The sequence below is a fragment of the Alteromonas sp. OM2203 genome (assembly GCF_048517045.1).
GTDB lineage: Bacteria > Pseudomonadota > Gammaproteobacteria > Enterobacterales > Alteromonadaceae > Alteromonas > Alteromonas gracilis.
Genome location: NZ_CP183209.1, coordinates 2,821,115 through 2,833,916, shown reverse-complemented (window position 1 = coordinate 2,833,916; position 12,802 = coordinate 2,821,115). Strand labels below are relative to the sequence as shown.

The 12,802-nt window shown below is 42.6% G+C and carries 9 protein-coding genes; 6 read left to right on the top strand and 3 right to left on the bottom strand.

Annotated elements, in window-relative coordinates:
* Positions 1 to 32: 32 nt before the first annotated feature.
* Positions 33 to 374, bottom strand: coding sequence for a carboxymuconolactone decarboxylase family protein (locus ACM0P2_RS12595; protein WP_120958912.1), 342 nt, complete (start codon positions 372 to 374; stop codon positions 33 to 35).
* A 229-nt stretch (positions 375 to 603) separates the two neighbouring features.
* Here ACM0P2_RS12595 and ACM0P2_RS12590 point away from each other — a divergent pair, with 229 nt between their 5' ends.
* The 3 genes from ACM0P2_RS12590 (at position 604) to ACM0P2_RS12580 (ending at position 6,858) form a co-directional block, all read left to right on the top strand.
* Positions 604 to 4,812 carry a two-component regulator propeller domain-containing protein gene (locus tag ACM0P2_RS12590; RefSeq protein WP_419226671.1) on the top strand — a complete coding sequence of 1,403 codons (4,209 nt, stop codon included), beginning with the start codon at positions 604 to 606 and terminating at the stop codon, positions 4,810 to 4,812.
* 71 nt (positions 4,813 to 4,883) lie between these two features.
* Complete coding sequence (locus ACM0P2_RS12585; RefSeq protein ID WP_419226670.1) at positions 4,884 to 6,191, top strand: short-chain fatty acid transporter; 1,308 nt, start codon at positions 4,884 to 4,886, stop codon at positions 6,189 to 6,191.
* 109 nt (positions 6,192 to 6,300) lie between these two features.
* On the top strand, positions 6,301 to 6,858 hold the full coding sequence (locus ACM0P2_RS12580) for an isochorismatase family protein (RefSeq protein WP_419226669.1): 558 nt from the start codon (positions 6,301 to 6,303) through the stop codon (positions 6,856 to 6,858).
* Between the two features lie 81 nt (positions 6,859 to 6,939).
* Here ACM0P2_RS12580 and ACM0P2_RS12575 read toward each other — a convergent pair whose 3' ends face one another.
* Positions 6,940 to 8,466 carry an ATP-binding cassette domain-containing protein gene (locus ACM0P2_RS12575; RefSeq protein ID WP_419227704.1) on the bottom strand — a complete coding sequence of 509 codons (1,527 nt, stop codon included), beginning with the start codon at positions 8,464 to 8,466 and terminating at the stop codon, positions 6,940 to 6,942.
* A gap of 379 nt (positions 8,467 to 8,845) precedes the next feature.
* Here ACM0P2_RS12575 and ACM0P2_RS12570 point away from each other — a divergent pair, with 379 nt between their 5' ends.
* Entirely contained in the window at positions 8,846 to 10,024 is a 1,179-nt protein-coding gene (locus ACM0P2_RS12570; RefSeq protein WP_419226668.1) for an alcohol dehydrogenase family protein, read from the top strand.
* An 86-nt stretch (positions 10,025 to 10,110) separates the two neighbouring features.
* Here the strand turns inward: ACM0P2_RS12570 and ACM0P2_RS12565 are convergent, their stop codons facing one another.
* Positions 10,111 to 10,722 (bottom strand): chalcone isomerase family protein, encoded by a 612-nt coding sequence (locus ACM0P2_RS12565; protein ID WP_173360185.1) that lies wholly within the window; start codon positions 10,720 to 10,722, stop codon positions 10,111 to 10,113.
* Positions 10,723 to 10,859: 137 nt separating this feature from the next.
* Between ACM0P2_RS12565 and ACM0P2_RS12560 the strand changes: the two genes are divergently transcribed.
* Both ACM0P2_RS12560 and ACM0P2_RS12555 read left to right on the top strand, forming a co-directional pair.
* Positions 10,860 to 11,588: a hypothetical protein gene (locus tag ACM0P2_RS12560; protein ID WP_236547042.1), complete on the top strand. Its 729-nt coding sequence runs from the start codon at positions 10,860 to 10,862 to the stop codon at positions 11,586 to 11,588.
* A 555-nt stretch (positions 11,589 to 12,143) separates the two neighbouring features.
* Positions 12,144 to 12,800, top strand: coding sequence for a FlgO family outer membrane protein (locus ACM0P2_RS12555; RefSeq protein ID WP_373995997.1), 657 nt, complete (start codon positions 12,144 to 12,146; stop codon positions 12,798 to 12,800).
* Positions 12,801 to 12,802 lie beyond the last annotated feature (2 nt).

The window sequence follows — 12,802 nt, the reverse complement described above, 5'->3', positions numbered from 1 at the left end:
AAGACGTTTTCGACCCTTTACTTTATAGCGAATTATTCGCTAAATTCATCGAACGCACGTAGTGCATCTGCCGCGTACATAAACGATGGGCCACCGCCCATGTAAACTGACATCCCGCATACTTCTTCAATTTCTTCACGGGTTGCTCCTAAATTGACTAACGCTTTCGCGTGAAAACCTATACAACCGTCACAACGTGTGGCAATACCAATGGCAAGAGCAATAAGCTCTTTCGTTTTTTTATCTAACGCGCCGTCAGCGGTTGCAGCTTTAGCCATGTCGGAAAAGCCTTTCATTACCTCTGGGACACCTTTCTTAACTTCGCCTAAGTAAGGATTTAGGCTTTCTGTAATCTCTTTATATGATTTGGTCATTCTAAATGCTCCTGCTGTTTGTCGCTCATTTGAAAACAAGTAATAAACCTTCAATAGCGTTATGTTAAAGCGTGGTTTTTGGTTCACTATGATACAAGTCAAAGCTTTGCTCTTTTTATTGTGAAATACGTCTTTGGTAGAATAGATAAGGATAAAGAGATACTCTAAGGTTTGTTGAGTTTTATTTAGTAACCGTTTTATTATTTTGAAAATTATCTCAAGTCGTGGAATGGCGAGTTATCTATCTTCATTAGTCTGCTTTTTTACAGCGGCCATTTACGCCCTTACCAGCTTTGCAAGCGCCTCGCCGTCTCGCTCTGACACGCTCATGAATGAATATTCTGTAGAGCTGTTAACCGCCGAAGACGGCTTTGTATCATCTGAAATTTATTCCATCATTCAAGACCATCAAGGGTTTCTATGGTTTGGAACTGCAGAAAACGGGGTAATGCGTTATGACGGAAGAAAAATAACGCTATTTGAGGCGGATAATAGTCACAGTCAAAGCTTATCCCACAATGACGCCGGAAATTTAATGCTAGATGCTAATGGTGACATATGGATTGGCACTTGGGGCGGAGGTCTTAATAAATATGAGCCAACCACAGGTGAATTTTTTCGTTATTTGAACGATAACACTGACTCTACTTCTTTGTCTTCAAACCGAATTCAGTCACTGTTTAACGACGTAACAGGGCAACTTTGGTTTGGTTCTTATGATCAAGGCTTAAATAGATATTTAGGCGACGGAGAATTTGAGCAGGTTAAACATATTCCTACAGACGAAACGAGTCTTTCTCACAATCGTATTTGGGACATGATTGATAATGATGAACATACTATGTGGGTTGCAACAAGTTTCGGTTTGAACCTGCTAGACAAACGTTCCTTAACCGCCCAGCATTTTTTTCCAGACCCCAAAAACCAAACTGCAACAGGGGCAAATGAAATTCGAAGCCTGCTTAAAACGTCGTCTGACCAATTCTACGTTGCAACCCAAGAAGGCCCCTTTTTGTTTATTGCGGAATCAGGTGCCTTTATTCCTCAGAAAAACCGCGACGGCAAGAGCCTAGGTCAGGTTAACTCCATGATTGAAGACCATAACGGTACGGTATGGTTTGTAACGACTCAAGGCCTTTTTCGACATACTGGCAAAGGGAATACCGTTGAACAAGTTAACTTTGGTTATAACAACGGTCTTCGCATTATTTTTGAAGATCACACCAAAACTAAATGGATAACCAGTGAAGTCCACGGCATCTTTAAATTGGCTCCAAGGCGAAACATCAAGCAGATTAATAGCGATTCGCTGGCCTCGCCAAACGGTATTCAACGTGATGAAAATGGTGATATTTTGATTGTTACGGCTAACGCCGATATCTACAAGTGGGATGTGGATACTAAAACGTTAGAACAAGAGTATACATCGGTATTCGAGGGGCTTGAGGGCTACGAAAAGCAGGGGGTCATTGAACGCCCGATTATAGTGAGTGACGGAAATGGGGTTTTGTGGGTTGCACAAGATAATTTTATCGCCCGGGTTGACCGAAAAAGAGACCAGATAAAACACATCACTTTCCCACAAACGGATAGAAACTATCGTCAATTTACAGAATTCAGATCTCTCGCTTTGGATGACAAAGGTAGGGTTTGGATTGGAACCTACAAGCACGGTGTATTTGTTTACGACGAAAAAGCCGATGCTTTTCGTCATCTTACGGTTGAAGACGGGCTTTCACACCCAGAAACGCACATTATATACAAAGACCGCGAAGGCAATATGTGGGTGGGAACAGGGGGCGGTATCAACCTATGGTCTTCTGAAAAAGAACAGTTTATCCCCTTTAAAAGCGCAACACATCAGCAAAATGGTCTGCTAGGCAATATAGTGGAAGATATACATGAGACGAAAAATGGGCAAATATGGGTCGCCACCCAAATGGGTCTTAATCGCTATGTCCCTAAAACTAAGGCATTTGAATGGTTTGATGAGAGTAAGGGGCTTCCATCAAATTTAATCAGGGCAGTCGCTGACGGTGACGACAACCAAATATGGCTTACCACCAATAAAGGTATTTTTCTGTTCAACCCCGATACTCAACAGGCGTTAAGTTACAACAGTGAGACGGCCCTCGCGGGTAAAAATTTTTATTCAAATAGTCTTATCAAAGCATCCCAAAATACCTTCTTTACCAGCAGCCAACGTGGAGTCGAGTACTTCAGTTATTCAGACGTGAAAAATGAATTTGTAGACTCCAACATCGTTCTTACTGGCTTTAACAAAATGGGGGAGTCAGTAAGTTTTGGCACGCCTATGTCTTACGTCCGGGATATTTACCTTTCCTACGAAGACGACTTCTTTTCTCTGGAATTTGCTCACTTAGACTTTTCTGCTTCCAAGCGCTCTCATTTTGCCTATAAATTGGAAGGATATGATGAACAGTGGATTGATATCGGCAATCTCAATAATGTCTCTTTTACTAACTTAAGTGGTGGCACTTATACCTTTTTGGTCAAGGCAATGAGACCTAATGGTGATTGGGGCAAAGAAGTGCTATCGGTAAATTTACACGTAGCTGCCGCCCCTTGGAAAACATGGTGGGCTTATAGCTTTTACGCGGCTTTTCTTTTCAGCATCCTAGTTTTGTTCGTATATCTTAGAACGCGACTGCAACAAAGTGAAATTACAAAACAAAAGCAATTTGTTCAGGCACTCGAACAACAGGTCTCAGAGAAAACCGCATCTTTAGAGGCGCAAGCAGAAGATTTGAAACTGGCCTTACAACAAGCTGAGGAAGCTACAAAATTGAAGTCAGAATTTCTAGCAAACATGAGCCATGAAATTCGGACGCCCATGAATGGAGTAATTGGCATGCTGGGCTTGCTCAAAAGAAGTAACCTGACATCTGAACAAACTCAACGTCTCAACATTGCCAGCACAAGCGCTCATTCGTTACTGGTACTTATCAACGATATTTTAGATTTTTCAAAAATTGAAGCTGATAAGCTCGAAATAGAAACTGTCGAATTTGATGTGCGTGAAGTGATAGAAAATATTGCGCGTTCTCTGGCGTACAATGCGCAAGAGAAAGGGTTAGCATTGGTCGTTGACCCTTCAAAAGTGAACTTTGCGACGATTAAATCCGATCCAAACCGAATTCAGCAGATAATTACGAATCTACTCAGCAACGCAGTTAAATTTACAGATAATGGTGAGATACGTATTAAGGCAGAATTGATCCCTCACGTTACAGGCGAAACCGCAGCGTTGTGCATGACCATTGAAGATACGGGGATAGGTATACCAGATGAAAAAGTCCCGCACTTGTTTGATCTTTTCACTCAGGTCGACGCCTCAACTACAAGACGTTACGGCGGTACGGGATTAGGGCTTAGCATTACCAAAAAACTCTGCCAGCTTTTGGGTGGAGATATCAGTGTTAAGACCGAAGTAGGCAAGGGAAGCTGTTTTAGCGTTGTGTGCGAAGTTGGTTATGACAAAAACAGTGAATTAAGCAAACCCACGCTCTTTAAAAGCCATATGTGCTGCTTAATCGTTGACAGTAACGCTTCTACTAGAAAAGCAATGCAAGCCCAGCTTGAGCGTTGGGATGTTTGTGTCTTATGTGCCTCTTCGATAGACGAAGCCATCACCGAATTTTCCTTCATGGATGATGCTCATCAGGAGCACTCAGCGCCATTGATTGACGTTGTATTTTTAGATAAGCCTACCGATCCAACTGCGATATACGGATTTTGTCAAAGCCTTCGAAACGCTAAACGTACGAAGCACTCCAGAATCGTTTTAATGACCTTAATGGCCGATATGGATGCTGCTAGTGACATTAGCAAATTCGAAATTGAAGCGAGTTATCCTAAGCCACTTGCAACATCAGATCTGCTCTCTGTACTACAGAAAACAAATTTCAACAAGGAAGTAAGTAGCTATCCTGATACCAACTCTGTTAGAAATACTGCCGATAATTTCGAGCCTAAAGCATTGCTTATTGATCAACACAGAGTTGAGCCCGACCTATCCGTGAAAGATTTAGCCAACATATTATTAGTAGAAGATAACGAAATTAATCAATTAGTTGCTACTTCTGTAATTGAAAGCGAAGGGTATCGTGTAGATGTAGCAAAAAATGGGGTTGAAGCTTTAGCGCTGCTCACTCAATCGAAGCACGACAGCGAAGCCTACAAAATTATTTTTATGGATTGTCAAATGCCAGAAATGGACGGATTTGAAGCTACTCGGCTTATTCGTAAAGGGGAAGCCGGTGAGCGTTACAAAACTATTCCCATTATTGCTATGACGGCAAATGCCATGCAAAGTGACAAAGAAAAGTGCATGAAAACTGGTATGGATGATTTTTTGGCGAAACCCATTAAGCATGAGGAAGTTATATTCACGCTGAAAAATTGGCTTTCAAAATAGAATTTGATACTCGCTTACAGTCAAAAATACGGTAGTATGCAACAAGTTTTTAACATGTAGTGAGGGCGATAATGTTAAGCCGTGCATCAAAACCTTTTGTGAAACTTGTCGAACGTTATCTTCCAGACCCTTACATATTTGTACTTTTACTAACGCTTGTTACCTTCGCATTCGCCTCATCTATTCAAAATCAATCAATATTAACTACTGTTCAGCAGTGGGGCGATGGATTTTGGGGGCTGCTTACGTTTTCAATGCAAATGTTGTTGGTGCTAGTAACCGGCTTCATGTTGGCCTGCACGCCTTTGGTAAAAGCTATACTTGAAAGGCTTGCGAGTGTAGCAAAAAAACCTGGAAGCGCCATCGTGTTGGTTACTTTGGTATCGCTAATTGCAAGTTGGATAAATTGGGGCTTTGGGCTGGTAGTAGGGGCGCTTTTTGCCAAGGCCCTGGCTAAAAATGTTTCGGTAGATTATCGCTTGTTAGTGGCAAGTGCTTACTCGGGTTTTATTGTGTGGCATGGCGGTTTAGCGGGCTCTGTGCCGTTAACTATTGCAACGCCAGGTCACTTTTCCGAAGCACAAATTGGCGTAATTAGAACCAGTGAGACTATTTTTAGCAACTTCAATTTATTGTTATTAGCAATCATGTTCGTGATTATTCCGCTTGTTAATCGGTTAATGTTACCGCCTGAGTCTGAAAGCGTTATTGTCGATAGCGCAAAGCTACAAGACGATGCTCTACCTCCAGCAACAAACGAGCGGCCCGCGGACAAACTTGAAAACAGCAAAGTGCTCGGATTACTCGTAGGCTTTGCTGGGCTAGCCTACCTTATGAATTATTTCATCGAAGGTGGTGGACTGAATCTCAATATTGTTAATACGCTATTTCTCTTCCTCGCTATTGTCCTTCACGGTTCGCCACGCAATGTACTGCACAGCCTGCACCAAGCCGTGCAGGGGGGCAGTGGCATTGTTATACAATTCCCATTTTATGCCGGGATCATGGCGGTTATGGTGCAATCAGGATTAGCGCAAACAATGTCGCAGTGGCTAATTAGCTTTGCATCTGCCGAGTCGTTGCCGGTGTGGAGTTTTGTCAGCGCAGGCGTTGTTAATATCTTTGTGCCTTCGGGTGGAGGCCAGTGGGCAGTGCAAGCCCCAGTAATTTTGCCAGCCGCCGCTGAACTGGGGGCCGAAATAAATAGAGTGGCTATGGCGGTGGCGTGGGGTGATGCATGGACCAACCTGATTCAGCCATTTTGGGCGCTACCAGTGCTTGCCATAGCGGGCCTGAAAGCCAAAGATATTATGGGATTTTGTTTAGTTCAGCTTATAGTAACTGGCGTGATAATTTCGCTGGTTTTGCGGTTCGTTTAAGAAAATCTACTTTAAATATTGTATGAAATAAAAAGTGATTCGGCGCCGTCAAATACAGTAAATGAGTTTGGAATATTACGGCACAACAAACAGTTAAGTAGTGTGAAATATGCATTTAAACCAAGAAACGATAGGGTTGTTGATCGTAGATATCCAGGGCACTTTGGCTCGGAGAGTCAGCGATAGCCAAGCAATGATATGCAAAACTGCAAAGCTAATACAATGTTGTAAATTGCTTGATATACCCGTAGTCGTGCTTGAACAAAATCCTGATGGCTTAGGTGGAACGGTGCCTGAAATTGAAACTCATGTTTCAAGCGCCCCTCACTTTAAGAAGTTTTCTTTTAATGGTGTAGCGGGTACTGACCAGTATTCCTCTGAAATATTGGCGTACATTGGAAAAAAAGGATTAAGCCGGTGGCTGGTTGTTGGAATTGAAGCGCACGTATGTGTTTATCAAACGGTAGTGGGCTTACTAGAAAATGATTACGTTGTGGAAGTAATACATGACTGCATTTCTTCCAGAGAATCTTCTAACACTTTGCTAGCCATTAAAAATATGCTCGAGCGGGGCGCGCGGATCAGCAGTTTTGAGATGACAGTTTTTGAACTTTTACAATCAAGTCGACACCCCAAGTTCAGGGACGTGTTAGCGCTCATCAAATAAGAACACAACGTGAGTAAGGCACACCGTCGGTGCTAATTGTAAAGACATCACCTGAAAGACCAAGTTTTCTAACATTAACTATTAAACGTTATAGTCTTTCATATTTAACGTATTGAGAATACTTGGTATACGCTCTTCTTGATTGTGATTGACATACAAGAGTGTACTGGTGCCAGCCTTAGCCAGTATTTCGATAAGCTTAAGCACTTTTTGGCGGTTGAAGTCGTCTAAGCCATTGCAAGGTTCATCCAAAATAAGCACGGCAGGGTGCTTAACCATAGAGCGTGCTATTAGCACTAATCGCTGGTCACCAAACGACAGCGATTGAAACGGCGTGTTCTTTTTCTGTTTCAAGCCTAGTACTTCAAGCCACTGTTCTGCCACCGTGCGCTCTGCTAAGGTTGGGCGGGTGTACAGACCAATACTGTCGTGAAAGCCTGAAATTATCACGTGTTCAACACTTGCATTCACCTTGTACTGCATGTGCAACGAATTCGACATAATGCCAATGTGCTTTTTAATGTCCCATATGCTTTCTCCCGTTCCTCGTTTTATGCCAAACATGGTTAGGTTGTTGGTATAGCAATGGGAATTGTCACCGGTGAACATTTGAAGCAAACAGGTTTTGCCTGAACCATTGGGGCCAGTGATCTGCCAATGCTCATTTTTGTTAAGCGTAAAGTTGAGCTTTTCAAAAACGGTACGGTCATCGAAACGTACGAAGCCGTCTTTAAGCTGAATTAAGGTGTGAGGAAGTGCATCTAACTCACGGTTCAGCTCATTAGGGCTTTGGTCGTTGCGGTTTGGGGCATCGTCGTATTTCTCTCTAGCGTTAAGCGCTGCAGGTACATCGATATCATCAGACCCTAGCGCAAACCACGTGCTTAATTCCGAGCGCAAGTCGTCATAGTTAACTTTGCCTTCAGATTTCCATGTAATGATCAACTCATCCATAACAATCAACTGGGCTTGCATGTTTTTAGGAATATCTGCGAGTTTGTTGGCGGTAAGGACCAGTGATGCCTGTTGCTGAGAAACAACAAAACGACTGAATGCGCTAATAGCTTCAACATCTAGCCCTTCAAAGGGTTCATCAAGCAAAATAATTGCGGCATTGCTTAACCATGCCAGCATGATAATAACTTTTCGGGTTTCACCTGTAGAAAGTGAAAGAAACGCATTATCAAGCAAATGCTCAATTCTTAGAGCGGCAGCCAGCTCGTTGAAATAAGGGTGATTTTGATAATCCTCATTAGTGCGTTCGAATAGTTCGCGAACCTGCGTTGGCTCAGCTATTACGTCTAAAATATCTGCACTGTCTTTTTGTTTTTCTTCTTCAATTATCGCTTGTTGTTTAAAAACTGATACTTCTGCAACAACCGAACTGCATTCACGACTACCGCTTACTACTTTTCCGTTACCAGCAAGGGCGGAAATTAAGAGTGACTTCCCGCTGCTGTTTCTACCTGCAACAAGGCAGTGCGATGGTGGTTTTTCATCACTTATTGCTAGCGAAAATGCAGGGGTGATGTATTGATTAGAAAGCTTTGTTTGAAATTCGGAAAGATACAGCATTAATGATATTGAATGGATATGATGTAGAGCTATTGTGAAGTTTTCTGATTACGTGTCAATGGTGAATAAGACTTTCTGAAGCTTGAACCAGCTGGTAAGTTAGTTTTATGAAATTAGTGCCACAATCTGTGGTCGATTAAGGGAATAAGTTTTTGAACAAGGTAAAACTGAGATACTTTGAAATGAGCGATGTAGACAGGTTGGTGGAAATGAAACCACACCGAGGTCCATTCATTCATATTGATACCCGTGGGATTAAGGCGCGATGAAGAAAGCCTTAACTTCGGTAGACTTTAAACACTATGCAACCGTTTAAATGTTAGCCGTCAAAACGTAGCTGCTTTGCATGAGCGTCAGGCATACGTTATTTTGGGCTTTTTAACTGTTATTAATCCTAAACGTAAGAGAGATTATGAGTATTACTAGCTTGCTTGGCGATAAGCAAAGGTTTGATGTAAATCCTGACGATACAACTATGAAGGCTGTGGTGACCATGGCGAATGGTGGTTATGAGCAGTTAAATTACACCGATGTTCCCATGCCAAAACCGCTCGCTGGCGAAGTGCTAGTTCAGGTGTTAGCAGCAGGAGTCAATAATACAGAGATTAATACTCGATTAGGTTGGTATTCTTCTAAAGTCACGCAAGGCACTGACGCGTTGGACGAGAATGACGATGAGAAATCAAGCGCAGCAGAAGAGTTAGACGGTGGGTGGAATGAACAAACCCCTTTTCCGTTTATTCAAGGGACTGACTGTTGTGGTCGAATCGTGGCGGTTGGGGAAGACGTGGACCCTACACGTATCGGAGAGCGAATTTTAATCCGCTCCTGCATACGTAAGGATTCTTGGAGCTCATTAGAAAATATTTGGATGGCGTCAGACTTCGATGGCGCTTTCGCACAGTACGTAAAAATAACCGCGAGCGAAGCGTTCGCTGTCGAGAGCGATTGGTCGGATGCCGAGCTCGGAACCATACCTTGCGCTTATGGCACTGCTGAAAATATGGTCCATCGAGCTGGCGTTTCTAAAGGCGAGCATGTTTTGGTGACTGGGGCTTCCGGAGGCGTAGGTTCTGCGGTTGTGCAGTTAGCTAAACGCCGTGGTGCGAAAGTTACTGCCGTTGTAGGTAAAAATAAAATGGACGTACTTAAGGAAATAGGTGCAGACCGCGTTATCGAACGCAATAGCGACCTAATTGAAGTGTTAGGAGAAAAGTCGGTTGATGTAGTGATCGATAACGTTGCAGGTGAAGGATTCAAACAAATGTCCGTGGTTATGAAACGCGGTGGTCGCTACGCTTCATCCGGCGCTATAGCAGGGCCAATAGTAACCCTTGATATGCGTAACTTTTACTTGAAAGATCTCACCTTTATTGGCTGCACTGCGTGGGCTGAACCGGTTTTTCCTAATCTTGTTTCATATATCGAGCGTGGTGAGATAAAACCTATGTTAGCTAAAACCTACCCGCTGGAAGATATCGTGACAGCACAAAAAGATTTCTCCGAGAAAAAGCACGTAGGTAAAATTGTGTTGCTGCCACCTGAGCAGACAGATGCGCAACAAACGTATATTGCTAAGTTGAATCGCTAGCTCGGTACTGGAAGAAAACGTGCGCGAATGGCAAATGCATAGCATATGGCGACGCTAACCGCATTTGCCTTGCACCTATAATTAGCCTAGTTCACCAAAATGTTTTGTACTAAATCTTCAGTGTTCACGATAGGGTCTTTGCCAAACCATATGGACCACAAGGCGTCAGCCAACGCTTGGTTTTCAGTTTCGACAACTAGGGTATTGTTGAAAAATACATTAAGCTTCTTTTTAGAAAGTCGTGATAACGTAAGGGTTGAATGCTTCTCTACTTCATCCTGAAAGCCAGAGGATAGTCTTTGGATATCTTGTTTAATCTTACTCAGGTCAGAATCAGCGTTATTTTGTTCAATACCCTGCATGAGAGCTTCTTCTATTTGCTCTCGTGTCACATTCCTCAAGAACTCTAGTTCAATGCGCTGTTGTGTGTTTGCATTCAAGATGAACGTTATAAGCGAATCTTTAGTAGGGAAATCACCTTTAGGTTTTTCCATGAAGTGGCTCAGTCTGTAGACGTTAAAGAAAAAGCGTTTTTTAATTGTTGTACCACTTAACGAAAGGGCACCAGGAATGTTTATTACAGTGTTTTCACTCAAATCGTTATGGGTATATGACGAATCAGTCGCCGCAACTACCGACAAAGAAAAGCAAGACATAACTAAAAAACTAAAAACGCGGCTAAAAATTACTTGCGACAAAATTGTTCCTCTGAAAAAGCTGTTGAAATAGGTAACAAGGGTAATACTAATATCGTTAATAACAGTTAACGGCTACTTACGATCAATTTCGATACTTTCTCAGTACGAAGATAAGTGATAATAAAATAGAGATTCTCTTGAAGTTTATACGTTTTCTTCTTTTCGTTCCCCTTATTGTTACTTTGAGTAAACAAAGTCATGCAGATTACCTGCAAGGATGTGATGACCCCGAGTATCTTGAGTATATCGAGCAGCGTTTTGCGTATCTTGAATCAAGGAATCGTCGATTGCTTAATGATACATTGCAAGATTATCAACGAAATTTGTCGAACAACAGCAACCCATATAAGGTGCTGAATAGCTTAAGCCGGCACATAAAATATAGCGCGCAGTTTGAGCCTATTGAGATAGCAGAATTGAAAATAGAGCGCGCGTTCGACTACGCAAACAAAATGAGCATTGAACAACAAATTGCGGGCGACGTTTACGATGGTTTTAGCAGTGAAAACCACTACGTAGATATTGCAAGAGCATGGATTGCCTACCGAAAAGGCAACGTCGAGAAAACATTTTACGCCCTTCATAATTCAATAAATGATTTAGATTCTGCGTTACTAAGCGCTTTTGGCCCAGACTTTGATTTGGTGCGTCAACTTTATAATGATGGTTATGTTGAACCGGTAGTCACATACATCAAAAAAACAGAATCGTTCTGGACTGGAAAACGACCGGATGCATTGCGCGGGGCGTGGCTCGGTATGATAAACGCTGGCTGCAAAATACAGTTTGACTCTATTGATACGATAAAAGCTGAACAATTAGGCATTGGCGCTATCAACGTTCAAAAAGCGCTCGGTCTGGATTGATAGCAGTATTAAATAACGAATCACAAAAGCGCAGCATCTTCATTCACACCATAACAAGCCCTGCCATTAAAAGCTCTGCGTAATTTTTAACTTAGCTACCGTTTACGAAAAATATATAAAGCAGCATTGGCTCGAAGCTGGAAGGATGTCAATAGAGCCGTTGGCCACAAAGTTCAAAGATATCCCCAAGGTGGAAAATGTCAGATGAGAGCGGCATGTCAATCGGCAAAAGCGGCAACAAGTTTCCGTCTTTTTCGTCGGTTAAATCAATCTCTCCTCAAGGAAGATTGCAGAGTATCGATTTGTGTAGGACCTAGCTATGCATTCAAGCACGCATAAAAGTTAAAGATTTAAGCTTGCCATAGGAAGGTAGTCCGTTATCGAAATCACCTGTATTTGAGTAGCTACATTGCTTGGTGCGATTATTGCAATCCAGCGTTTAAAATGATTAATGAAAATGTCAGCCTTTTAGGCTGCGCAGCGGTTAACATCGGCTTTTGCGTATTTAGGCGATGATAATTTGACGTTTTTTAGCGGACATATCTAATGAATCGTATGATAAATAATGCCTCTCACGCTTTTTTGACAGGAAGTATTAGTGGATTAGTAAAAGTGCTGTGGTGTGTCGCACTTTGCGCGGGTTTGCTTGCGGGTTGCTCGACGCTTGAAGAGCCAAAAAGCCAATTTGCGCAAACCAATACCGGCGACGTATCGGCATTAGGTAATGTGGAATATCACACGTACATGTTGGCTAACGAACTTTTTGCTGATGTGGGTCCAGCGCGTCAGTCTCGCTATGCAGTAGTCGGCTTCGTGCCTGTCGATAGCATGAAATACAGCGCTGACCATCAACACCCGTTAATGTTGTTGGGTCATCAGCTTGAGCAGGGAATGATTACTGAAGCTACGAAAAGAGGCTTTTCTACTCAAGAATTTAAGCTTTCGAACGATATAATTGTTAGTGACGAAAGCGACAGAGTGTTAACACGCGATATCGACCAGTTGTCAAATGTTGAACGCGTCGATTTTTACATTACCGGCACCATGGTGTATCAAGAATCTGGTGCGGTGGTTAATGCTCGAATTATTAACGCTAGAAATAAAAACATTGTCGCTGCGGCAACACGTTTTTTCCCGGCCGAGCTGTTTTGGCGGGAAGAACAGGTAACAACCCGAAACGGCAAGTTATACAGAACCGAAGGTACGAGGTAACC

What these genes read in the sequence shown, in the direction of transcription:
- ACM0P2_RS12570 (WP_419226668.1), top strand. Translation starts at nt 8,846, where the DNA reads ATGAGTATTACTAGCTTGCTTGGCGATAAGCAAAGGTTTGATGTAAAT.
- ACM0P2_RS12595 (WP_120958912.1), bottom strand. Translation starts at nt 374, where the DNA reads ATGACCAAATCATATAAAGAGATTACAGAAAGCCTAAATCCTTACTTA.
- ACM0P2_RS12590 (WP_419226671.1), top strand. Translation starts at nt 604, where the DNA reads ATGGCGAGTTATCTATCTTCATTAGTCTGCTTTTTTACAGCGGCCATT.
- ACM0P2_RS12585 (WP_419226670.1), top strand. Translation starts at nt 4,884, where the DNA reads ATGTTAAGCCGTGCATCAAAACCTTTTGTGAAACTTGTCGAACGTTAT.
- ACM0P2_RS12555 (WP_373995997.1), top strand. Translation starts at nt 12,144, where the DNA reads ATGATAAATAATGCCTCTCACGCTTTTTTGACAGGAAGTATTAGTGGA.
- ACM0P2_RS12580 (WP_419226669.1), top strand. Translation starts at nt 6,301, where the DNA reads ATGCATTTAAACCAAGAAACGATAGGGTTGTTGATCGTAGATATCCAG.